The sequence below is a fragment of the Burkholderia sp. MSMB2157WGS genome (genome assembly GCF_001532755.1).
In the GTDB taxonomy this organism is placed as follows: Bacteria; Pseudomonadota; Gammaproteobacteria; order Burkholderiales; family Burkholderiaceae; genus Burkholderia.
Genome location: NZ_LPJG01000053.1, coordinates 212,667 through 234,780, shown reverse-complemented (window position 1 = coordinate 234,780; position 22,114 = coordinate 212,667). Strand labels below are relative to the sequence as shown.

Genomic DNA, 22,114 nt, shown 5'->3' with positions numbered 1-22,114 from the left:
CGTTCCCGTACGAATACGAATTGATGCCCGAGCCCGCGAGTTATGCAATACTGTTCCCGATCAGATACGAAGCACGGAGAACGTCATGTCGGAGTCCCGGTCCGTCGACACGATCGGCGCGCTCGCCCACCTCATTCGCGCGACGCGGATCCAGCAGGGATTCACGCGGGACGAACTCGCGAACGCAACCGGGCTGTCGCCGAAATTCATCAGCCAAGTGGAAGCCGGCAAGCCGACCGCGCAAATCGGCAAGGTCATGCTGCTGCTCGGCGAACTGGGTGTGCGGCTGTATGCCGAATCGTCGATCGAGATTTCCGAAGCCGCCGCGCTGAAGGCCGCGCAACGCCGCAGGAGCAGCCATGGCGGCTAGAACGCTGATCGCGTCCGCGAACGGCGTGCGCATGGGCACGCTGACCGACGACAAAGGCATCTGGTCGTTCGCGTACGACGCGAACTGGCTCGCATCGCCCGCCGCGTATCCGCTGTCGCCGGCGTTCCCGCTTCGCGCCGGCGTCTTCACCGACACGTCGACCGATCGCCCGGTCCAGTGGTTCTTCGACAACCTGCTGCCGGAGGAAGGCATGCGCACGTCGCTCGCGCGCGAGGCGAAGGTCGATGCGGCGGACGCATGGGGCCTGCTCGCGTACTTCGGCCGCGAATCGGCCGGCGCGCTGACGCTGCTGGCCGACGGCGAGCACGAAGCGGCCGGCGGCCTGCAACCGCTGCCGCTCGACGAACTCGAGCGCCGGATTCAGGCGATGCCCGAGCGCGCGCTGACGGCCACCGCGCCCAAGCGCATGTCGGCGGCCGGCGCGCAGCAGAAGCTGCTGCTGGTGCTGCGCGGCGATGCGCCCGACTACGCGCTGTTCGAGCCGGTCGGCAGCGAGCCGTCGATGCACCTGCTCAAACCCGACATGCGCGCGGCCGGCTATCCGCATTCGGCGATCAACGAGTTCTTCTGCATGCGGCTCGCGAAGAAGATGGGGCTCGACGTGCCCGACGTTCATTTCCTGCGCGCGCCGTCCGCCTGCTACGTGATCGACCGGTTCGACCGCGACGTCGCATCCGAGCCGGCCGGCCGCGTGCATACGATCGACGCGATGCAACTGCTGAACTACGACCGCGGTTTCAAATACCAGCGGGCCAATGCGCAGGAGCTTGCCCGCGCGATCGACCGCACCAGCACGCGCGCGCTGACACGCCTGTCGGTGTTCCGCTGGACCGTGTTCAACGTGGTGGTCGGCAACGCCGACGCGCACCTGAAGAACCTGTCGTTCTTCGTCGATGCGCGCGGCTACCGGCTCGCGCCGTTCTACGACATCGTCAGCACGGTCGCGTATCACACGCCGACGCACCGCCCCGACCATCGCGGCGATCACTGGCCGCACTGCGAGCTGACGATGCCGCTCGGGCATGCGACGCGGTTCGCCGATATCGACGTGGAGGCGCTGGTCGCGTTCGGTCAGGCGCTCGGGCTCAGGGAGAAAGCGGCCGCCACTGAACTGCAGCGTTTTCTCGAACCGCTCGATCGTCACGTCGAGCAGACGCTCGATGACGTGCGGAACGTCGCGCATCCGGACGCCGGAGAAATGCGGTTGCTGAATTCGATCGTTGCCATGCCGATCGCGGAGATGGGGCGCGTGCTGCGGACCCCGCACGGGTAAACGGCGATGCGCGGATGGCCGGCCCACCTCGCTGAACGAATCTTTCGACACATCAGCGAAGGCATGAAATTTTAATTCACAATTTACCGCACCTTTCCCTGACGATTATCTTCCTATACTCGCCAAGCTCCCCACCAATAACAACAAACGAAATATACGCCAACCCTGAAATTTTCCCGAATAAGACTGTTCCGACCACCCCAAATGTCGACATTGACGCGGTCAATATTCCAGCCCCGGTATAAAACGAAGAGGAGGCAAAGATTTTCTTCTCAGACAGGAAGTTAATCGACTCTATGACATATCTGCTGACGAGGTAAACGCAAACCGCACCAGATAGTCCATATGCAATGTAATTTGCAACCAGATTCGGCTTTGACACGGCAATCAAAATTATACCAAATACACACGCAACAGCATTGATTTTTATTATCTTGACAATGCCACTCTCAGGACTATTCATCATGATCAACGCGGCCTCAACAATTTGATAATGAAAGAGACGGAAGCGGATATATCCATATATCCGCTTCGCCTTCCTCAAGTCATATTAGGGGCCGTTTTTACCCGTGATGGCTTTCCACATGCCATCCGGGATATTTCCGCCAATATAGCCGCCCAATGCCGCTCCTGCTCCCGGGCCATATATCGCACCCAAGCCGGCTCCGATAACTGCACCTCCAACAGTACCCACACCGGGAACAACTGATCCTATACATGCCCCTAGTGCGCCGCCTGCTTCTGCACCACCGACTCGGCCAGCGAGCCATCCGACAGCGGAACCGACCAGCGCTCCCTCTCCTGCCGCCCCGGAAACAGCTGCGATTTCTTCTTTAGTAAGCTCTGCGAACATTACATGTCACCTCGCTTGATTGAACTAAAAATTGGCGGTGCTGATCCTGCGATAAGGATCAGCCCGGCAATTCTATCCCTGCTCCCCACTAAATGCAAATGATTCGTATTTGCATTTAGTGGGGAGATCACGTCTCAGTTGGATGCCTGGCGGATTGCTCGCGCATCCGGCAGACACTCGATACGCGTGCCGATGCACATCCGATGGCACGATGCTTGCAGGTTGATGGACGGATCGACCATCTATCCCGGTTCGGCGACCACGGTCGCGGCGGTGCCGGGTTCTGGCGCGGTAATCGTCCGCGAGCGCTTCACCTCGCTTTCGGTCGGGCTCTGGTCGATTTTGATCATCGCCGCGGCCGATCTGTCACAGATGGTCCTTGGGTCGCCAAGCTCCCATGTCACGGAGGTATCTGCACTACATCTATCGGGATAAGTCTTCTTATCACAATAGCTTCATTAACCCATCAAACCTGCATTTGCGAAAACGCCCCACTTGCGACGAGGCGTCCACCGGTTCACCGCCCGATCGGCAAGCCGGTCGGTTCGATCCAGCCGAGCTTGTACGCGATCAGCAGCGACAGAAACAGCGTGACCGACAACCCGACGCGCGCGGCGAGCGACCACGCCATCCGCTTGGACTTGCCGCGATCGTGATTCATGAAGTACAGCGCGAAGATCAGGCTCGCGATGATCATCGCGAATGCCACAGAGACCAGCAGGGTTTTCATTGCCGTTGCCTTTGAAGTTCCGAATCGGCCCGAATCAGTTCGGCCAGTTTGTGCCGCTCGTCGGCGACGCCGCCGACGCCCGACGCCGGCCAGTCCAGCGCGACGCCGTTGCCGAGCGAATCGCGCACGAGTGCCTGGTAGCGCCGGTCGTTGATCGTGCCGTGCGCCATCGTGTCGGAGATCTCGCGCCGAAACGGCAGCGGGAAACTCGCGTACGCGCGCGACAGCGCCGCGTATTGTCTCGCATCGATCTCTTTCGACGATGGTATGACGGTCCAGATCACCACGGCGACGATGGCCGTGAACGGAATCGCCGTGTAGCGAAGGATGAACTTGATCGGGGTCATGAAGCGGTGAGCAGAAGTGATCGCAAGCGCGCGCTGCGGCGAAACGGCCAGCCGGCGGCGCCTCGCATCATTGTACTGAAAGCACCATCCAGCCAACAGAGTATGATAATAGAATTATCATGTTCATCACATGAATAGATGGCCCGGCATCCGGCGCGGGCGGCGTGCGCGCCACGCTGCCCACGCCGGTTTTCCACCTGTACCCGCGCATCCGCGACGATCGAGCGAAGCCCTTATGCCAGCGCAGTACTTCCGAAACCTGACGGGAAAACACCGCAGCGCGACCGCGAACCGCCAGCTCGGGTTTTCGCTCGCGTTCGTCGCCGGCGCGGCCAATGCCGGCGGCTTTCTCGCGGTCAAGCAGTACACGTCGCACATGAGCGGCATCGTGTCCGCAATCGCCGACCAGACGGCGCTCGGCGACGTGCGGTTCGCACTCGCCGGCATCAGTTCGCTCGGGTCGTTCCTGATCGGCGCCAGTTGCTCGGCGATCCTCGTCAACTGGGGGCGCCGCCGCGGGCTGCACAGCCAGTTCATGCTGCCGCTGCTGCTCGAAGCCGCGCTGCTGTTGCTGTTCGGGCTGCTCGGCAGCCACCTCGCGCTGTGGGAAACCTTCTTCGTGCCGGTGACCGTGACGCTGCTGTGCTTCATCATGGGGCTGCAGAACGCGACGATCACGAAGCTGTCGGGCGCGGAAATCCGCACGACGCACGTGACGGGCATCGTGACCGATCTCGGCATCGAGCTCGGGAAGCTGTTCTACTGGAACCGCTCGGCCATCGACGTCGACGCGCACGCGGTGATCGCCAACCGTTCGAAACTGAGGATTCACGCGACGATGCTCGCGTCGTTCTTCGTCGGCGGCCTCGCCGGCGCCATCGGTTTCAAGCATGTGGGCTACGTATCGACCGTGCCGCTCGCGGCGATGCTCGTCACGCTCGCGATCGTGCCGGTGATCGACGATCTGCTCGCGCTGCTGCGCAGCAGACGCTGACCGTGCGCCACGGGCGGCGCTTGCGCACGGCAACGCCGAAAGCGGAGCGATTATAATTTGATTAACATACCGACCACCCTCGCCCCGTCATGGAAACGAAAACCGCCCGCCTGACCGTCCTGATCGATCCCGCGAAGAAGGAAGCCTTCGAGATGCTCTGCGCGGAGCAGGATCTTACGCCGTCGCAAGTCGTGCGGCAGTTGATCCGCGAATATCTCGACCGGCACGGCGTCACGTACAAGACCCGGAGCGCGATCGGCAAGCGCGTGAAATAAGCGCGGCCGCAAAGGCACGCGCCGCCGCTCAGTGCCCCCAGGTATCCGCAACGACCGTTACGCGCCGATCTCCCAGCGTTCGTGCGATTGCGCGCGCCAGACCAGCCGGCGCGGATCGATGCCCTCGCCGTGCTTCATGCGCCTCGCGGTGGCCGCCAGCTTCAGTTCGCCGGCCTGCGGGCAGGCAAGCGCCCGCTCCAGCAGGATACGCAACGACGGCAGCCGGCTGCCGTCCTTCCATGCGAATGCAACGAAGTTGTTGTCGTCGCCGCACGGCGCCAGCGCATACGACGAACCGAATACCGATCGCAGTTGCTCGAGGTGCTGCGGCAATGCCGGATCGTCGTCCATGAAATTGATCGCGAGCACCCCGGATTCGCTCAGGCGCGCGCGGCACGCGTCGAGGAAGGTGCGGCCCGCACAGCGGCCGCGCATACCGTCGGCGACGAACGCATCGTGCAGGATCACGTCCGTGCGCACGTCCGCCCGTTCCAGATGATCCGCGCCATCCGCGCATATCACGCGCAAGCGCGCATCGTCGGCAGGAATCCTGAACACGTTGCGCAGCGCGATCACGTCAGGATTGATCTCGACCGCGTCGATCGTCGTGCCGGGCAGGTGGCGATAGCAGTACTTCGCGAGCGAACCGCCGCCGAGCCCGAGCATGCAGATGTGTGCGGGCTCGGCCTGCAGCAGCAGGAAACCCATCATCACGCGCGTATAACCGAGCGTCAGCTGCACCGGATCGCGCAGCGACATGAAGCTTTGAGTGCCGAAATGATCGAAGTGCAGCGAGAGCGCGTGCTGCGTCTCCAGCACGAAGGGCCGGCCGTTGTTCAGCGGCGTCGCCAGGAACCTGACGAACGCGTCGTAGGAAGTTCGATCCTCGGCCATGCGCGGGTACTCGGCTGAAAACTCGTCGGATGAAAACGCGGATGCGACGGTCACGTGAACCGTGCGCTCAGACCTTCTTCAGGTAGCACGCCTTCAGCATGAAACCGCCCATGTCGGTCTTGCAGTCGACTTCGTGATCGCCGCCGACGAGCCGGATGCTCTTGACCTTGGTGCCCATCTTCAGCGTGATCGACGAACCCTTCACGCGCAGATCCTTGATCAGCACGACCGAATCGCCGTCCGACAGCACGTTGCCGTTCGCGTCCTTGACGACGTCGCCTGCCGGTTCGTCGCCGGCCTCGGCGCCGGCGTCAGCCGACCATTCATGGCCGCAGTCCGCGCACACGGTCAGCGCGCCGTCGGGGTAGGTGTTTTCCATCGCGCATTGCGGGCAGGCGGGGGCGTTCATTGCGGTTTCCATTCGGGGAGGCGTTCGGGTCGATCGAGGATGCCGGACGAGCAGGTTGCGCGCCCGGAGGTGCGGCGACGCGCCCGCGGCAGGACCGCGAGCCGGCATCGGCGCACACGGCATTATAATGCAATTCACATGATCAGGCCGATGCATTATAATCGTCCACTTTCGACAATCCGCGAATTTGAATGCACCTTTGCAGCGGATGTCGGCAAGTTCGCACCGAATGGCGCATGCAATCCGCCCGGCCGGCGCCCCGCGACCCTGCGGGAAATCGTCGATGCCGGCCGCCCGAGGTCCCGCAGCACGTGCGCAACCGTGCATGTCGCGCGCTGCCGCGCCCACCCGCCCGGAGGCTTCCAGCATCGTGCCAACCGTCGTGTACGTTGAAATCGGCCCCGCCTGGAACCGCAATCGGGGGCGCGCCGCGCGCGACGCGGCCGTCGCCGCGGCACGCCGCTTCGAGAGCGACATCCAGTTGATCGCGAACGGGCACGGCAGCAACGCAAAAGACAGCGGCGCGATTGCGGCGCTCCAGGTTCACGGCGGCACGTCGGCCCAGGTGCTCGCCACCGGCCCCGACGAGGAAGCGGCGCTGCACGCGCTGCTGCCGTTGCTCCAGGCAAGCTGACGCCCGGCGCCGCCGATCCCGCGGCCGCGCGCCGTCCACCGAAACGCCATTTCCAGAGGAAGCGATGAACGACAACCTGACGTCCAACACCCCCAACCTGTCGGCCTCCGCGATCTGGGCGCTCGAACGCCTCGCGGATGTTCGTTACGGCCGCGACGCGCCGGCGCTCGGCTGGTCGATCGAACAGGAACTCGTCGGCGCGGGCTTCGTCAGCCATGCGGCGAACGGACGCTCAGGCGCGTCGATCACCGCGCAGGGTCGCAATTTCCTGAAGAGCCGCAAGTAACCTGCCGTTCGGCACGGACGCGATGCCGCGTTGTGCGCAACGCGCGCGCATCGATGCGCCGCCGTCGGGAAGCGGGCCGACCGCTCGCCGCAGTCGGTATGCGCGACGGGGATTCGCCATCGGGCGGCGAACGGCCCGCATTCGTCGAGCGCCCCGCGGACGCGCCGGACCCCGACGTCGTCACTCGGGCCGGTTGGTGCGGGCAGCGCCGGACCCGGCCATCCGCGCGATGCGGTCGCATGCACCGATGCAGGTGGGGATTTGCGTCCGCAGCGCCGTTTACGCGGTATCGTACGAGGCCCAAGCGCGGCGCGCTGCGTCGCCGCCCCTTCCTCATGGAACGCCCGATGACATTCAGCGCCGTACCCCCCGTTTCGTCCCCGCCCGTTCTCGATACGCCGCGCCTGATTCTCGAAGGCCATCCGCTCGGCGACTTCGACGCGCTCGCCGCGATGTGGGCGGAACCCGGCGTCGTCGCGCACATCTTCAACGGCGAGCCTTCCAAGCCGCGCGACTCGTGGATGCGCATGCTCGCGTATCGCGGGCTGTGGCCGCTGCTCGGCTATGGCTACTGGGCGATCCGCGAAAAGGCGTCGGGCCGCTATGTCGGCGATCTCGGCTTCGCGGATTTCCACCGGAACATCGAGCCGCCGATTCGCGGCGTGCCGGAAGCCGGCTGGGCGCTGGCGACGTGGGCGCAAGGCAACGGCTACGCGACCGAGGCGCTCGCTGCCGCGCTCGAATGGCTCGACGCGCAGCGGCGGTTCGAGCGCAGCGTGTGCCTGATCGCACCGACCAACGTCGCATCGATTCGGGTCGCGGAGAAAGCCGGTTACGGCGAGCCGCAGCGCATCCGCTTCAACGATGCCGATTCGTTGATGTTTTCGCGCAGGCGTCGCTAAGCGCGGCGAGCCGGCGGCCGGGTCAATCGGCGACCGGTTCGTAGCAATGCATGAACAGGCCGTCGTCCATCGGCCAGCAGTTGCCGCATTCGTCACGCAGGATCCAGTCGCCCGGCTTCACCGAGCGCCAGCCTTCCGGCGTCGCGACCGCCCACCTGCCGTGACGGCGCTCTACCCGTTCATGGTCGCCGTCGGCGAACCAGCGCGTTGCCTCGACCTGCCCGGCGCGTTTTCTGAATTTCATGCCACCACCGAAAGAAACGAATCTCAGTGTCGCGTTGCCGCGGCACCGGTGTCGAGCGACCGCGGCCGCACCCTCAGCGCGCTCGTTGCCGCGCGGGCCGCGTGCAACGCCGTCCAGCCTTCCGCGATGAGCGCCTCCAGCGTGTCGCGCGCGACGGTGGAGATCCGGACGTCGATCTCCTGCAGTTTCAGCAGCGCCGACACGACCTCGTCCGGTTGATCGGGTGCGAGCGCAACGATGAACGCCGAACGCCTCTCGGCAGCCCGGACGGCCTCGCTCCAGTCGGCACGCGCCACCGCTGCTTCGATCGCATGCGTGAGCGACTCGAGACTCAGGACGACTTGCAACGGCGTCATTTCGCCTCCCCGTGAATAATTCGCACTGTCCGCTTGCCCGCTCGCCGGGAGCCGGCGCGGCGTCGATCCCACCCGTGCGCCTCCGGTCCCGCACGCGCGCAGCATGACTCGACGTGTCGTCGACGCAGGCAGTCGATGCGGCCGGGAAACGGACGCCACCGCAGTATGCGAGGCGAGTGAGTCAGGTTCGGGAATTGTAGGAACGGGACGCGCCCACGTCGGTAATATTTTGTAATGATATGTCGACTAACCTTGCCTGGCTTGGGTTCCGCCGGTGCGGACGCGATTCGCGAGGCCGGATTGGCGCAAACGTTTTCGTCTGAAGGATGCCCGCTCGCGCATCGCCGCGAGCGCCGCGCCGGATCTCGCCTCGCCCCGTTTCAATCGCGCACGCGGCCCGGCGCCGCCCGCCCCGCGCTTTCCCCCCTTCCGGCGGCGATTCGCCCATAGCTCAGTTCACCGAACGATTCAGATTTCGTCACATACCGCCGGAATGTTGCGCAGTATCATCCACGTCGCTTCGGCTACGACGCGCTCGGACTGGGCCTGACCGCTCGCCACCTTCCCGTTTTGCCCCTTCGTTTACCGATGCCGATCCGAATCCTGCTCGTCGAAGACGACGTCCCGCTGTCCGCGCTGATCGCCGACTATCTGCGCCAGCATCATTACCAGGTGGACACGCTGTACGACGGCGCCGGCGCGGTGCCGGCGATCGTCGCGAGCCGCCCCGACCTGGTGCTGCTCGACGTCAACCTGCCGGGCAAGGACGGCTTCGAGATCTGCCGCGAGGCACGCGTGCATTACGACGGCATCGTGATCATGGTGACGGGCCGCGACGAACCGTTCGACGAATTGCTCGGCCTGGAACTCGGTGCGGACGATTTTCTCCGCAAGCCGGTCGAGCCGCGCCTGCTGCTCGCGCGGATCAAGGCGCAGTTGCGGCGCACGCGCGTGCCGGCGGGCGACCCCGTGCCGGATTCGCCGCAGCGATACGTGTTCGGCAAGTTCTCGATCGACCGGGCCGATCGCCGCGTGCATCTTCCCGACGGCAGCATGCCACGTTTGACGTCGACCGAATTCGACCTGCTGTGGGCCCTCGTGTGTCGCGCGGGCGAGGTGGTCAGCCGGGAGGACCTGACGCTGCTGCTGCGCGGCATCGCGTTCGACGGCCTCGATCGTTCGATCGACGGCCGCATCTCGAAGCTGCGCCGCAAGCTGCGCGACGATGCGAACGAACCGAAACGGATCAAGACCATCCGCTCCAAGGGCTATCAGTTCAGCAAGCACGCGTGGGATTGAGGCCGTGCGTGGACCGACGGACGGCATCGTGCAAACGCGGCCCGCGATGTCCGGCGCGCGCTCGCGGCTATTGCGGGCGAGCCGCGCCGGCATCCGCATTCGTGCCCGGGCCGGCCTGCCATCCGCCGCCGAGCGCCTTGTACAGCGCGACGAGATCGGTCGTCGTCTGCAGCGCACCCTGCTCGGCCTGCTGCCGGCCCTCCGACCATTGCCGCTCGGCGTCCAGCACGTCGAGAAACGGCGACAACCCCTTCCGGTAGCGATCGCGCGCGAGGTCCAGCGCGCCCTGTTCGGCCTTCACCGCATCGTCGAGCGCGGCCGCGCGCGCCTGGTCGGTGCGGTACACGGCCAGCGCATTGTCGACGTCGCGCAGCGCGACGAGCACCGCCTGCCGGTAGGTCAGCGCCGCCTCGGCCTGGCGCGCCTGCGACAGCCGCAGGTTCGACACGAGCGCGCCGCCGGAAAAGATCGGCAGCGACACGGCCGGCCCGAACGCATAGAACAGATGCGACCAGTGCGCGAGCTCGCGGACGTGCGACGCGCGCAGGCCGACCTGCCCCGTCAGCGAAATGTCCGGATAGAACTGCGCGACCGCGACGCCGACGTCGGCGGTGGCCGCATGCAGCTCGGCTTCCGCGCGGCGGATGTCGGGGCGCCGGCGCGCGAGCGTCGACGGCAGGCCGACGGGTACGGTCGGCGGCACGTCCGGCAACGCGCGCGGGGCGGCAAGCCAGTCGTCGAGCGCGCCCGGCGCGCCGCCGACCAGATACGCGAGACCGTTGCGCAGCAGCACAATCTGCTGGTCGAACTGCGGCAGTTGCGCGCGGATCTGCGCGAGCCGCGCGTCGGCGCTGCGCACGTCGAGATCGCTCGCGAGACCATGCGCGGCCTGCTCGCGCGTCAGGTCGAGCAATTCGCGCTGCGCGCGTTGCAGGTCGTCGGCGAGCGCGCGCTGCGCTTGCGCGCCGCGCAGTTGCAGATAGGTCTGCGCGACCTCGGCCTCGAGCGACAGCAGCGCGTCGTCGCGGCTCGCGACCGCCGCGCTCGTCTGGGCGCCGGCCGCTTCGACCGAGCGGCGCACGCGCCCGAACAGGTCCAGTTCCCACGACGCGTCGAACCCGGCCTGCCACAGGTTGACCGGCGCTTCGAGGGCATCGAGCGCGCCGCGCGCGCCTTGCTGCACGCTCGCGCCGGTTCCCGGCCCGAACCGGTCGAGCGGCGAGCCCGGCGCACCGAGGCGATCGACGCGCTGGTCGATGCCCTGTTCCTCGACGATGCCTTTCAGGCCGAGCTGTTCGCGCTGGTAGCTCGCGGTCGCACGCACGTCCGGTAAACCCTGCGCGGCGGCGGCGCGCACCTGCGCGCGCGCCTGTGCGATGCGCAGCACGGCGGCCTGCACGTCGAGGTTGTCGTGCGCGGCGCGCTCGACGAGCCGGTCGAGCAGCGGATCGCCGAATGCGCGCCACCAGCGCGGATCGGGGTCGGCGTCGATCGTCGGCGAAGACCGAGCGGCCGCGCCGGATGCGGGGGCCGCCGCCCGGCCGTCCGTCTGCATCGCATGCCAGGTGTCCGGAACGTCCGCGTGCGGCGGCTGGTAGTCGGGCCCGACGGTGCAGCTGGCGACACCGGCGCATCCGATGAATATCGCCGCCGCGCGACACGCGATAGCGCGAATCAGGCGGCGGTTGCGGTGATCCCGATGCATGTGCATGTCAATGCCCTCCCGCGCCGCCCGCGGCCTTCGCCGGCGTGAACAGGAACGTCAGCGGAATGCTGAACGCGCAGAACACCGCGAGGATCGCGAACACGTCGATATACGCGAGGATCGTCGCCTGCGCGATGAACGTCTCGTACAGCCGCCCGTTCGCCGTCTGCAGCGCGGCCGACGGCGGCGCGCCCGTCAGCGCGGCGATCGCGCGCGCGTTCTCCTGCAGCGCGTCCTGGAAGTTCTGCGACAGCGTCGACATGTGCGTGGACAGATGGGCCATGCGCGCCTGCGTGCGTTCGCGGATCAAGGCGGTCGACACCGAGATGCCGATCGAGCCCGCGACGTTGCGGAACATCGTGAACAGCGCGGACGCGTCGTCGTTGAGCCGCTGCGGCACGGTCAGGTACGCGAGCGTCGTGATCGGCACGAACATGAAGCCGATCGCGAGCGACTGCGCACACCGGATCATCATGAGATGCGTGTAGTCGATGTCGGGCACCAGCGTGCGCGAATAGATCAGCGACGCGCACAGCAGCACGAAACCGAACCCGACGAGATAGCGCGTCTGCACGTGCGGCATCAGCCGGCTCACGAGCGGAATCTCGAGCGTGATCAGCAGCGCGCCGGGCGACAGCACGAGCCCCGCGAGCGTCGCCGTGTAGCCGAGACGCTGCTGCGCGAGCTGCGGCACGATCACCGCGCTGCCGTACAGCACGGCCGCGAACGTCGCGATCGTCACGCAGCCGAGCGCGAAATTGCGGTCGCGCAGGCACGACAGGTCGACCACCGGTTTCTTCGTGCGCAGCAGCCACAGCGTCGCGCCGATCAACCCGAGTGCGGACAGCACCGCAAACACGCGGATGAAGTTCGAGCCGAACCAGTCCTCGTCCTCGCCGCGATCGAGCATCACCTGCAGGCAACCGAGCCCGATCGCGATCAGCCCGATGCCGATGTAGTCGATGGAGATCCCGCGCTCGGCGCCGCGCCGCCACGGCGGATCCTCGACGAGCTGCATCACCGCGAGCACCGTCAACGCGCCGATCGGCACGTTGAGCAGGAACACCCAGCGCCACGAGAAATGGTCGGTGATCCAGCCGCCGAGCGTCGGCCCGAGCACCGGCGCGACGACGATCGCGATCGCCGAGATCGAGAACGCGCGGTTGCGCTGCTCGGGCGGAAACGTATCGAGGATGATCGACTGCTGGTTCGGCTGCAGCCCGCCGCCGAACAACCCCTGCAGCACGCGGAACACGATCAGTTCGCCGAGGTTGGTCGCGACGCCGCACAGGAACGAGCACACGGTAAACGCGGCGATGCACAGCAGGAAGTAACGCTTGCGGCCGAGCATGCGCCCGAGGAAGCCCGAGATCGGCAGCACGATGCCGTTCGCGACGAGATACGACGTGAGCGTCCAGGTCGCCTCGTCGTAGCTCGCCGACATCGTGCCGGCGATGTGCGGCAGCGCGACGTTGACGATCGTCGTGTCGAGGATTTCCATGAACGCGGCGAGCGTGACGACGATCGCGATGAGCCACGGGTTCGCGGCGGGACGCCACGTGCCGTCGGATGCGCCGCTGCGATCGGGCGGCCGGTTCATCGGCGGGCCTCGTCAGGCGGGAACGGCATGCGGGTATCGGGCATCGGATCGCTCCGGTCGGAACCGGCCGCGGCACGGCGGCCGGTCATTTCAGATGGACGGTCGGCACGACCGACAGGCCGAGACCGAGCGGCGGACGGGTCGGCAGCGGACCGTCGAGCACGATCTTCACCGGCACGCGCTGCACGATCTTCACGAAGTTGCCGGTCGCGTTCTCGGTCGGAAACGCGGAGAAGCGCGACCCGCTGCCGACCTGGATGCTGTCGACGTGGCCGTGCAGATCGAGATCCGGATACGCGTCGACCGACACGTCGACGCGGTCGCCGATGCGCATCCGCTCGAGCTGCGACTCCTTGAAATTCGCGGTGATCCACACGCGCGGCGTGACGATCGAGAAGATCGACGTGCCCGGTTGCAGGAACGAGCCCAGTTGCACGTTGCGTCGCGTGACCCAGCCGTCGGACGGCGCACGCATTTCGCAGTACGACAGGTTCAGGTTGGCCGTCTCGAGCTGCGCGCGCGCCTGCAGCACCTGCTGGCGGCGCTCCTCGACGGCCGTCTCGGCCTGCCGGATCTGCTGCGGCACGAGGCTCGCGGTACGCGCCTGCGCCTGGGCCATCGCGACGTTCGCGTCGGCGGTCGCGCGCTGCGCGTCGGCGGCGTCGATCGCCTGCTGCGACGTCGCGCGCGCATCGACCGCGCGCTGCCGCGCCTGCGCGGCGAGCGCCTGCCGGTACGCGGCTTCCGCGGATTCGATCTGTGCGCGCGCCTGCCGGTACTGGGCCGGATACTGCACGCGCGCGATATCGAGCTGCACGCCCGCCGCGTCGAGCTGCGCCTGCGCGAGACCGAGCTGCGCCTGCGCCGCGTCGACCTGCGCGCGGTAGTCGCGCGGATCGATCTCGACGAGCACGTCGCCGCGCCGCACGAACGTGTTGTCGTCGACCGCCAGCCGCGTCACGTAGCCGGACACGTGCGGCGCGACCGCGATCGCGTTGCCGTCGGTATACGCATCGTCGGTGCTGACCTGGTTGCGCGTCGCGAACCACCAGACGAACCCGGCGACGAGCAGCACGAGCACCACCGCGCCGAGGATGAACAGCGGCTTTTTGCCGGGGCGCTTGCGTTCGCCGTCGCCGTTGCCGCCTTCTCCGTCGCCGCCGGTGCGGCCGCCGCGATCGTCGTGCGGACGGTGGTCGCCGCCACCGCCGCCCGGGGCGTCGGTCGGGCGCTCGCTGCTGCCGTCCGGCGCGGCGCCCGAACCGCCGCCGCCAGGCTGGCTGTCGCCCGCACGCATGACGGCGGTCGGCCTGCGGGCGGGCAGCGGTGTCGACGGCACGGCATCGGGCAACGCCGGCGCGAACGCGTCCGGCGCACCGGCGCCGCGTCGTCCGGGCGTCGACGCGCGCCGGAGCGCGACGCCGAGTCGCTCGCGAACGGATAACGGGCACAGGATCGCATCGGGCATGAAACGGGGCTCCAGGCGGCGGCCGCGAGCGTCATTGCCCGCGCCGACCTCAAGCGCGCGGTCAAGCAAACAGCGGACCCGGCGACGTACTTCGCCCGAACCCGGCACGCCCGATGCGCGACGGGTACGCTTCGACGGCCCCGACAGGATTCGCGAACCATGACACGCTCGACCTCGCTCGATACCGACACGCGCGACGAAGATCGCGGCGACAGCACGCCCGGCCCCGAAGGCAAGCGCCGCGGCACGGCCACGCCGCCGCCGCGCAGCGCACGCGACCCGGCCGAAGGCAAGCCGGCCGAGTCGGAAGGCGGAACGCCGCCGCCTCGCACGCCATCGGGCGAACACGGCGATTCGTGAGCACCGCGCGTCGCATCGAAGCGCCGCCGGAGCGGCCGCGACAGGCGGCGGCAGAAATGACAAGCCGTTGAAAAATCGCGGACCGGCGGTCCGGCAGGTTTCCCCGCAACGCTCGTGCGACGGCCGGCGCGGCGGCGACGCAGGAACGCACGTTGCGGCACCGGCCCATGGATCTTTCATTCGCCCGTCGCCTGCCCTTCATGACGCTACCCGACCCGTCCGATTTCCCTGTGCGCGCGGTGCCGCTCGCGCCGCTGGCGAAGGAACGCGCAACGATCGTCTGCCATCGCAACCGGCGCGTGCTGCTGGTCGCGCGCGGACCGTCGTCGCGCTGGACGCTGCCGGGCGGCGTGATTCGCCGGGGCGAATCGGCGCTCGACGCCGCGCATCGCGAACTTCGGGAGGAAACGGGGCTCGCCGATCTCGAACTCGCGTATTTCTTCTACGTGGACGGGAGCGTGAAACGCCATCACGTATTCGTCGCGAACCTGCCGCGCGGCGCCCACGCGTGCCCGGGCCGGGAGATCGCACTGTGTCGCTGGGTCCGAATCGACGCGGTGCCGCACTGGCCGGCGAGCGCGCCGACGCAGCGCATCATTCGCCAGTTCGCGGACCTGGACGCCGCGTGCGGTCGGTAACCGGCGCCGGTCACGCGTCTTTCGTCGTCTCGCCGAGCCCGGCGACCGGCGGCTGCGGATCGCGCGCGAGCCCCTGCGCGAAGACCTTCAACCCTTCCAGCAGCGGCGTCAACGCATCCCACAGCGCCTCGTCGTGCAGCAGCCGGTAGATGCCGCGCACGCCGGGCGCGACGTGCGCGTGCTGCGCCGGTTGCCATGCGCCGACGTGACGCAGTGCGTCGGCTGCCGCAAACGCGGCGCGGCCGAACTGTTCCGGCGGAATGCGCGACAGCGCCGTCACGAGCATCGCGAGATTCTGCATGCCGCTCTGCATGCCGGGCTTGTCGAGCGCGTCGATGAACGTGTCGGCCAGCCGCGCGTTCGCGCTGACCACTTCGTTCGCGAAGCGCAGGAAGCCGTGCCGATGCAGGCTGCCGAGCAGGTGTTCGAGCGCGTCATGCGCGCCGGGCTCCGGATGCGGAGGCGTCGTGTCGGGGGGCTGGCGTTCGGTCATGGGCTTGCTCCGGTTGGGGCGCCAGGCCGCCGTCGTGCCGGCAGCCGTGCGTGCGCCGAATGCGTGTCGGATTCGTTCGCCGGCCCCCGTCGGTGCGGGCGGCCGCGGCCGCGTCAGTGCGAATGACCGCCGGGCGGCGCCTTGTATTCGCTGCGCGCGCCCATCGCGTCCTCGACGTGATGCACGCCATGCAGTGCGGCGACGCCGTCGATCAATGCCTGCCGTTCGGACTCCTCGACCTGCCCGGTCAGGCACACGTTGCCGCGCTCGACGCTCACGTCGATGTCGCGCGGGCGACCGACGAGCCGGCCGAGCGCGGCACGCACGCGCTCGGCGACCTGCACGTCGCTCGCATCGCCCGCGAGCCAGTCCGCCCGCAGGCCGGCGATCGCGCCACGTGCGTGGTCGGCCGCCCGCTTCGCCTGCGTATTCGCATAATCGGCCACGCCATGCCGGCCCGCAACCGCCTTGTCGCGCAGATAAGCGCGTCGCCGCCGGCCGGACGAAGGATCGAGGAAGTACATCGCGGCCGCCCCGCACGCAACGGCCACCGCAAGATTCAACAACGGATTCGAAGGGGTTCTGGAGTTCATGGAGGCACCGTAGGCAATACCCGGGACAGCCGGGCTTCGTTTCGGCATGCAGCACGTGCCGTTCCCCGGTGCGAGCGTCGCGTGCAAGCCGTCGCGTCGCGATGCGCCGCCGGAAACGACAAGCGTTTGAAAAATCATCGGGCCGCGCATCGCTCGACCTGAAAATCGGAGAATCGGAAGCTCAGGGCTCGGGCGTGCCGGCCGTTTCCGCGCGCTTGCCGCCCGGCTCGTCCTCGCCGCGCTCGGCCGCGCGCTGCGCCATGTCGACGTAGGTCTGCGCCAGCGCGCGCAACTCCTCCTCCGACGCATCCTCGATCCCGATCAGCCGGTCGCTCGCCGCGCGCGTGACCGCGAGCAACTCGTCGAGCTTCAGGTGCAACGCCACGCTGTCGCGATTCTGATTGCGCTGCAGCAGGAACACCATCAGGAACGTGATGATCGTGGTGCCGGTATTGATGACGAGCTGCCACGCATCGGAGTAATGAAACACCGGCCCGCTCACGAGCCACAGCACGGTGATGGCGACCGCGCTGCCGAACGCCACCGGCGAGCCGGCCCACGTGGTCACGCTCGACGCAAAACGTTCGAACGCGCGGGTGACGGCGTGCTCGGCCGGTCGAGTACCGGCGCCGGGCTCGCACGCCGTATCGCGACGGTCGCGCGGTGGTTCGTTGGGTTCGCGCATGAAAGCCTCCTCCGATTCGATGGTTTGTTTGAATGGGCATGAACCGCGTCGCGCCCGCCGCGAAGCGGACGCAAGCGTGGGCCGCCGGGGTCGGCCCCGTCTGCACGCCATCGAGAGACGAGCATCGTGCGTGCCCGGCCCGCACGCCCATGCGGCCGCGGCTTCACCGCGGCGCGTGCGTGTCCTCGTCGTCCGGGAAATAGCGCGTGTCGGTCAGCTGCGCGATGCCGTCGAGATCCGGAAAGATCGTCGCGACGCTCACGCCGACGCCGGCAAGCTCCTGCCGGATCGTCGCGAACCGGGCGCCCGGCACGACGATGCGCACGAGACGGCCGGCGAGGTCCGCGTGCGCGTCGAGCGGCACGAAACGCTCGGCGCCGGCGTCGTAACTATGAATCGTGAACCAGCCGTCCTGCGCGGTGATCCTCGGCATCACGTGGCGCGGCCGGAACACCTTGGTGCGCGTGACCTGCAGCGGGGCGCGCCGTTCGGCGGCGGTCGCGATGTCGTCGGCGTCGTGCGACAGGCACCACACCACGCCGTCTCCGCCCGATTCGCCCGCGCGCCGGACCGCGAACCACAGCGCGGCCAGTGCGTTGCCGGACCAGTCGAGCAGGCGCGTGCGCATCCCGTGCTGCTGCGCGAGCGCCAGCCAGTCGCACGCATCGAGGCTCTGCCCGGGTTCGAGATGCGGCAGCGCGCGCCGCGTGAATTCGTCGAGCATCCGCGCTTCGACGTCGGGCGACGCGCGCTGCCGCGCGATGCCCGGCACGAGCGGCCAGTCGGCGTTGCACTGGCCGCGAAAGAGTCGCAGCGCCATCGTCCGGCGCTGCGCACCGATCACGGCCATGTAGTCGGCCACGCTGTCGACCGAGCGGTCTGCCGCCTCGTGCTCACCGTCCATGTCTCGCGCCTCCTGTCGCGTTTGCCCGTATTCGCGGCCGTCGCGGCGGCTCGTGTCCGACAGGGTCGCTTGCCGGATGCGGCGCCATCGGAGCGGCCGGCTGCGTATCGCCGTATCGCATCGCGCTTCACGGCGCCTTGCCGTGCTCCTTCTGCCAGCGCTCCATCAACGCGATCTCGTCGCGCTGCGCGGCGACGATCCGGCTCGCGAGCTGCCGCAGCGTCGGGTCCTTGCCGTATTTGAGCTCGACCTGCGCCATGTCGATCGCGCCCTGGTGATGCGGCGCCATGTGCGCGACGAAATCGCGGTCGGCGTCGCCCGTGTACGGCGCACTCTCCATCGCTTCCATCATTTTTCGGTCGGCGCGCTTGAACGCCTGCGTGGACGTGTCGGGCACGCTGACGGGATTGGCGGGGCGCAACTGCCCGGCCGCGGGCAGCGCCGACGCGCACGCCGCGAGCAGTGCGCAGGCGGCGCAACGGCGCGGGAATGAACGGTTGAATGCTGGCATGAGACGATTCCTCGACAAGAAAGTGAATGGTTCGCTTGCGGCATCCTCGCGCGCAAGCACACGCCGTATCGGTCGCCGCCGGAGCCGCGCCGCGCGATTCACCGCCATCGCCGGCGCGCATGCGCATCGCCGCGTGCGACCAGCGCGCGGATACGGTCGGCGGTGCGGCACGCGATCGCCTGGATCGTCAGCGACGGATTCACGCCGCCCACCGTCGGAAACACCGAGCCGTCGCACACCCACAGATTCGGAATGTCCCAGCTGCGGCAATCGGCATCGACGACGCTCGTCGCCGGGTCGTCGCCCATCCGCACGGTGCCGGCGAGATGGCACGTGTCGTCCTCCTCGTGCCAGATGTCGCGCGCGCCGGCCGCTTCCAGCGAACGCCCCATCTGCGCGAGCGCATGGCGGATCATCCGGCGATCGTTGTCGTCGTACGAATAGGTCACGCGCGCGATCGGCAGCCCGAACGCGTCGCGTTCGTCGGCGAGCGTCACGCGGTTGTCCGCGCGCGGCAGCGTCTCGCCGACGATCTTCAAGCCGGCCTGGAAGTTGTAGCGCGCCATCTCGCGCTTCAGCGCGTCGCCCCACAGCCCGCGCGCGGCGACCTTGCGCGCCCATTCGATCGGCAGCGGGCCCTGGCTCATCCAGCAATAGCCGCCGAAGAAATCCTTGCCTTCGTCCGCGTAGTTCCAGTGCTCGGTGATCGACAGCGACGGCGGCCCCTTGTACCAGCGCACTTCGTCGTCCATCGTCCCCCACGACGCCTGGTTGAGCTGCGCCATCAGGTAGCGGCCGACGAGCCCCGAGCGGTTGGCGAGCCCCTGCGGATGCCGTCCGTTCGCGGACAGCAGCAGCAGGCGCGGCGTCTCGATCGCATAACCGGCGACGACGACGTTGCGCGCGCGCTGGAACCGCGTGCGGCCGTCGCGCGCGTAGTGCACGCCGGTCACGCGATCGCCGTCGGCCTCGATCCGCAGCGCCATCGCGAGATCGCGCACTTCGGCGCCGGCCGCGACCGCCCGCGGAATCCACGTGACGAGCGCACTCTGTTTCGCGTTGGTCGCGCAGCCGGCGATGCAGAAGCCGCGATACACGCACGGATGCGCGCGGCCGCGCGGCGCGGACAGCGTCGCGAGCGGCGTCGGCGTCCAGTCGATGCCCAGTGCCTCGGCGCCGCGCGCCAGCACGAGCGCGGCCGCGTTCAGTTCGTGCGGACGATACGGATAGCGCGGGCGCGGCGGCCCCCACGGGTAGTTCACCGGCCCGCTGATCTTCAACGCCTGCTCGACCTCGCGGTAGTAGCGCCACATCTCGCGCCAGTCGAGCGGCCAGTCGACGCCGTAGCCGAGCACGGTGCGCGAGCGAAACCACTCGGGCCGGAACCGCAGCGACACCATCGCGAAATGCACGGTGCTGCCGCCGATCGCGCGGCCGCTGTTGTTGGTGCCGAGCGTGAGCGGATCGGCGCCGTCGCAGATCCGTTCGTCGGTCCAGAACAGCTTGTGCTGATGCGTCTCGTCGGACGCGAATTCCTCGAGCGGCCGCCACCATGCGCCCGCGTCGAGCGCGACGACCGAGAAGCCGTATTCGGCGAGCTTGCACGCGAGCGTGCCGCCGCCGGCGCCGGTGCCGACGATCACGAAGTCGACCGCGTCGTCGTCGCGGAACATCCGCATCGGCGACCAGCCGCCGACCCGCAACGGATCCGGCGCACGGCCGTCGCGGCCGCGCGGCGACGGGGCGGACAGCGGTTCATCGGCGGCCATCGCGATCGCCCTCCTCCACGCGCATTTCCGCTTCCCACGGGTCGCGCCGGTTGAAGTCCATCCGCACGTAGCCGCGCGGGCTCGCGGGGCCGCCGAAGCCGATCTCGTTCCACGCGAACGGATGGCCGTAATACGCGCCGCAGATATCCATCAGCACGCGCTTCGCGAAGAACGTGCGCGGGTCCATGCCGGCCCAGGCCGGTTCCACCTGTCGATCGACGTCGCCTTTCTGCACCGCGTGCAGCAACGCGTCGGCGTCGCGCGCGGCGAGCGCCGCGAACGGGCAGCCGTGCGCGTGCCGCGCCATTGCGTCGAGCGCGGCGAGACCCGTCTGCCACGCGGCGCGTAGCGGCGGAAGACGCGCATCGCGATAGCCGTCGCCATCGTCGGCCGCGAGCCGCGCATCGACCAACGCGGCGGTCGGGATCGCGCCGGCGCCACCCGGTTGCTGCGGCACGATGCGCGCGCACAACGCACCGAGCGTCGCGAATCGTTCGGCATCCAGATGACGCGGTGCATTCGCCGCCACGCGCAGGCGCGCATCGATCGCGCGTCGCGTCGCATCGTTCCACGACGGCGTGTCGCGCTTGGCGAGCACGTCATAGCCCGGATAGCGCGGCAGCGCGACCGGCTTGCGGTTCGCATCGTTCATGGCGCCTCCTGTTCGGCGAGCGCGGTCGCGGCCAGCCCCGCGATCGCGAGCGCGGTGAAGCTCGGCGGCGCCGGCAGCGGCGGCCCCGACAGCAGGTTCTGCGACCAGTTGCGCCAGCCGCCCATCTGCCGCGCGACGCCGCGCGCATGAAACGCGACGCCGACGAACCCGAGCACGGCCGTCGCGCGCAGCCACCCGCGGCAGAGCCACCGGTCGGCGCGCGGGCGCGACAGCGCGAGCCGGGCAGTCGCCAGCGCGGCAAGCGGCGGCACGACGAGCGGCGCGAACATCGCGCGATGCTGGAACGCGCCGCGAAAATGCAGCAACCCGACTTCGCCGAGCGTGCCGACGAGCCCCGCCGCGACCAGCCCGGCAAGCGCGCGCCCGGCCGGCAGCCCTGCGAGCCGCGGCGCATCGGCAGGGCTCTCGCGCAACCGCTCGCCCGCCGCGCCCAGCGCGCCCGACAGCAGCAGCGCGAACGGCGCGCCGAGCGGTGCGCCATAGAACAGGTTGTGCCAACTGAAACCGCCCGGCCGCTTCGTCACGTTGTACAGATGGAACGCGGAACCGGCGACACCAACCGCGGCCGATGCGACGTGCACCGCGTCGCGCAGCCGGTGACGCACGGGCGTATCGTCCGCGTGGCCGTGCACGCTCGCGATCACCGACAGCGTCGACATCGCGAGCGGCGCGAGCATCGCGCGATTGTGAAAGGTGCCGCGATAGTGTTCGACGCCGCTGTCGGCGAGCACCGACCCGGCCAGCAGCAACGCGCTGCGGTTCAGCAGCCGCGCGGCGTCGGCCAGCAATCTGTCGCGCTCGGCGGCGCGATGTCGGCGGTGTCGCATC

At 68.2% G+C, this 22,114-nt stretch carries 28 protein-coding genes; 10 read left to right on the top strand and 18 right to left on the bottom strand.

The features are described 5' to 3' along the window. Nucleotides 1–85: 85 nt before the first annotated feature. On the top strand, nt 86–370 hold the full coding sequence (locus WT53_RS30610; RefSeq protein WP_034209177.1) for a helix-turn-helix domain-containing protein: 285 nt from the start codon (nt 86–88) through the stop codon (nt 368–370). Next, nucleotides 360–1,664 carry a HipA domain-containing protein gene (locus WT53_RS30605; RefSeq protein ID WP_059779917.1) on the top strand — a complete coding sequence of 435 codons (1,305 nt, stop codon included), beginning with the start codon at nt 360–362 and terminating at the stop codon, nt 1,662–1,664. The genes WT53_RS30610 and WT53_RS30605 overlap by 11 nt, the downstream gene beginning before the upstream one ends. Before the next feature lie 76 nt (nt 1,665–1,740). On the opposite strand, the gene WT53_RS33720 is transcribed toward WT53_RS30605, so the two are convergent. The 3 genes from WT53_RS33720 to WT53_RS30595 form a co-directional block, all read right to left on the bottom strand. Then, nucleotides 1,741–2,130: a hypothetical protein gene (locus tag WT53_RS33720; protein WP_156447918.1), complete on the bottom strand. Its 390-nt coding sequence runs from the start codon at nt 2,128–2,130 to the stop codon at nt 1,741–1,743. Between the two features lie 904 nt (nt 2,131–3,034). After that, the gene (locus tag WT53_RS30600) at nt 3,035–3,247 is read right to left on the bottom strand and encodes a twin transmembrane helix small protein (RefSeq protein ID WP_006489184.1); all 213 of its coding nucleotides are present in this window, start codon (nt 3,245–3,247) and stop codon (nt 3,035–3,037) included. Further along, the gene (locus tag WT53_RS30595) at nt 3,244–3,594 is read right to left on the bottom strand and encodes a hypothetical protein (RefSeq protein WP_034209179.1); all 351 of its coding nucleotides are present in this window, start codon (nt 3,592–3,594) and stop codon (nt 3,244–3,246) included. Before WT53_RS30595 ends, WT53_RS30600 begins: the two co-directional genes overlap by 4 nt. 235 nt (nt 3,595–3,829) lie before the next feature. Here WT53_RS30595 and WT53_RS30590 point away from each other — a divergent pair, with 235 nt between their 5' ends. Both WT53_RS30590 and WT53_RS30585 read left to right on the top strand, forming a co-directional pair. After that, nucleotides 3,830–4,588 carry a YoaK family protein gene (locus WT53_RS30590; RefSeq protein WP_034209180.1) on the top strand — a complete coding sequence of 253 codons (759 nt, stop codon included), beginning with the start codon at nt 3,830–3,832 and terminating at the stop codon, nt 4,586–4,588. Nucleotides 4,589–4,677: 89 nt separating this feature from the next. Then, on the top strand, nt 4,678–4,863 hold the full coding sequence (locus WT53_RS30585) for a ribbon-helix-helix protein, CopG family (protein WP_006489181.1): 186 nt from the start codon (nt 4,678–4,680) through the stop codon (nt 4,861–4,863). Nucleotides 4,864–4,920: 57 nt separating this feature from the next. On the opposite strand, the gene WT53_RS30580 is transcribed toward WT53_RS30585, so the two are convergent. Together WT53_RS30580 and WT53_RS30575 are read right to left on the bottom strand one after the other, a co-directional pair. Beyond that, nucleotides 4,921–5,757, bottom strand: a complete 837-nt coding sequence (locus tag WT53_RS30580) for a hypothetical protein (RefSeq protein ID WP_060262589.1) — start codon at nt 5,755–5,757, stop codon at nt 4,921–4,923. Between the two features lie 67 nt (nt 5,758–5,824). Next, nucleotides 5,825–6,178 (bottom strand): zinc ribbon domain-containing protein YjdM, encoded by a 354-nt coding sequence (locus tag WT53_RS30575; protein WP_373557108.1) that lies wholly within the window; start codon nt 6,176–6,178, stop codon nt 5,825–5,827. 313 nt (nt 6,179–6,491) lie between these two features. Here WT53_RS30575 and WT53_RS30570 point away from each other — a divergent pair, with 313 nt between their 5' ends. The 3 genes from WT53_RS30570 to WT53_RS30560 all read left to right on the top strand — a co-directional run bounded on the left by WT53_RS30570 (nt 6,492) and on the right by WT53_RS30560 (nt 7,988). After that, nucleotides 6,492–6,800, top strand: a complete 309-nt coding sequence (locus WT53_RS30570; protein ID WP_236872844.1) for an HPr family phosphocarrier protein — start codon at nt 6,492–6,494, stop codon at nt 6,798–6,800. Between the two features lie 64 nt (nt 6,801–6,864). Further along, nucleotides 6,865–7,086: a hypothetical protein gene (locus WT53_RS30565; RefSeq protein WP_034209183.1), complete on the top strand. Its 222-nt coding sequence runs from the start codon at nt 6,865–6,867 to the stop codon at nt 7,084–7,086. Nucleotides 7,087–7,421: 335 nt separating this feature from the next. Continuing rightward, a complete protein-coding gene (locus WT53_RS30560; RefSeq protein WP_034209184.1) occupies nt 7,422–7,988 on the top strand; it encodes a GNAT family N-acetyltransferase in 567 nt (188 codons plus the stop codon). A 22-nt stretch (nt 7,989–8,010) separates the two neighbouring features. Here WT53_RS30560 and WT53_RS30555 read toward each other — a convergent pair whose 3' ends face one another. Then, complete coding sequence (locus WT53_RS30555; RefSeq protein ID WP_034209185.1) at nt 8,011–8,232, bottom strand: hypothetical protein; 222 nt, start codon at nt 8,230–8,232, stop codon at nt 8,011–8,013. Nucleotides 8,233–8,255: 23 nt separating this feature from the next. After that, nucleotides 8,256–8,588, bottom strand: a complete 333-nt coding sequence (locus tag WT53_RS30550; protein ID WP_034209186.1) for a hypothetical protein — start codon at nt 8,586–8,588, stop codon at nt 8,256–8,258. Between the two features lie 588 nt (nt 8,589–9,176). On the opposite strand from WT53_RS30550, the gene WT53_RS30545 reads away from it, so the two are divergent. After that, a complete protein-coding gene (locus WT53_RS30545) occupies nt 9,177–9,887 on the top strand; it encodes a response regulator (protein ID WP_034209187.1) in 711 nt (236 codons plus the stop codon). Between the two features lie 67 nt (nt 9,888–9,954). On the opposite strand, the gene WT53_RS30540 is transcribed toward WT53_RS30545, so the two are convergent. The 3 genes from WT53_RS30540 to WT53_RS30530 all read right to left on the bottom strand — a co-directional run bounded on the left by WT53_RS30540 (nt 9,955) and on the right by WT53_RS30530 (nt 14,660). Next, nucleotides 9,955–11,598 (bottom strand): efflux transporter outer membrane subunit, encoded by a 1,644-nt coding sequence (locus WT53_RS30540; protein WP_034209188.1) that lies wholly within the window; start codon nt 11,596–11,598, stop codon nt 9,955–9,957. Between the two features lies 1 nt (nt 11,599). Continuing rightward, nucleotides 11,600–13,192, bottom strand: a complete 1,593-nt coding sequence (locus WT53_RS30535) for a DHA2 family efflux MFS transporter permease subunit (protein ID WP_034209189.1) — start codon at nt 13,190–13,192, stop codon at nt 11,600–11,602. Nucleotides 13,193–13,277: 85 nt separating this feature from the next. Continuing rightward, a complete protein-coding gene (locus tag WT53_RS30530; protein WP_034209190.1) occupies nt 13,278–14,660 on the bottom strand; it encodes an HlyD family secretion protein in 1,383 nt (460 codons plus the stop codon). 159 nt (nt 14,661–14,819) lie between these two features. On the opposite strand from WT53_RS30530, the gene WT53_RS30525 reads away from it, so the two are divergent. Beyond that, nucleotides 14,820–15,020, top strand: a complete 201-nt coding sequence (locus WT53_RS30525; protein WP_034209191.1) for a hypothetical protein — start codon at nt 14,820–14,822, stop codon at nt 15,018–15,020. Nucleotides 15,021–15,220: 200 nt separating this feature from the next. Then, complete coding sequence (locus tag WT53_RS30520; RefSeq protein WP_052100416.1) at nt 15,221–15,658, top strand: NUDIX hydrolase; 438 nt, start codon at nt 15,221–15,223, stop codon at nt 15,656–15,658. A 10-nt stretch (nt 15,659–15,668) separates the two neighbouring features. Here WT53_RS30520 and WT53_RS30515 read toward each other — a convergent pair whose 3' ends face one another. From WT53_RS30515 to WT53_RS30480, 8 genes are all read right to left on the bottom strand, one after another. Continuing rightward, nucleotides 15,669–16,151 (bottom strand): hypothetical protein, encoded by a 483-nt coding sequence (locus WT53_RS30515; protein ID WP_034209192.1) that lies wholly within the window; start codon nt 16,149–16,151, stop codon nt 15,669–15,671. 113 nt (nt 16,152–16,264) lie between these two features. Further along, nucleotides 16,265–16,744: a BON domain-containing protein gene (locus WT53_RS30510; protein ID WP_034209193.1), complete on the bottom strand. Its 480-nt coding sequence runs from the start codon at nt 16,742–16,744 to the stop codon at nt 16,265–16,267. A 181-nt stretch (nt 16,745–16,925) separates the two neighbouring features. Then, on the bottom strand, nt 16,926–17,429 hold the full coding sequence (locus WT53_RS30505) for a low affinity iron permease family protein (protein ID WP_034209194.1): 504 nt from the start codon (nt 17,427–17,429) through the stop codon (nt 16,926–16,928). A gap of 163 nt (nt 17,430–17,592) precedes the next feature. After that, on the bottom strand, nt 17,593–18,333 hold the full coding sequence (locus WT53_RS30500; protein ID WP_034209195.1) for an FRG domain-containing protein: 741 nt from the start codon (nt 18,331–18,333) through the stop codon (nt 17,593–17,595). Between the two features lie 127 nt (nt 18,334–18,460). Next, complete coding sequence (locus tag WT53_RS30495) at nt 18,461–18,844, bottom strand: DUF305 domain-containing protein (protein ID WP_034209196.1); 384 nt, start codon at nt 18,842–18,844, stop codon at nt 18,461–18,463. 98 nt (nt 18,845–18,942) lie between these two features. Beyond that, nucleotides 18,943–20,613 carry a GMC family oxidoreductase gene (locus WT53_RS30490; RefSeq protein ID WP_060262586.1) on the bottom strand — a complete coding sequence of 557 codons (1,671 nt, stop codon included), beginning with the start codon at nt 20,611–20,613 and terminating at the stop codon, nt 18,943–18,945. Then, nucleotides 20,600–21,265, bottom strand: a complete 666-nt coding sequence (locus WT53_RS30485) for a gluconate 2-dehydrogenase subunit 3 family protein (protein WP_059779934.1) — start codon at nt 21,263–21,265, stop codon at nt 20,600–20,602. The genes WT53_RS30490 and WT53_RS30485 overlap by 14 nt, the downstream gene beginning before the upstream one ends. Next, nucleotides 21,262–22,113 (bottom strand): hypothetical protein, encoded by an 852-nt coding sequence (locus WT53_RS30480; RefSeq protein ID WP_060262584.1) that lies wholly within the window; start codon nt 22,111–22,113, stop codon nt 21,262–21,264. Before WT53_RS30480 ends, WT53_RS30485 begins: the two co-directional genes overlap by 4 nt. Nucleotide 22,114 lies beyond the last annotated feature (1 nt).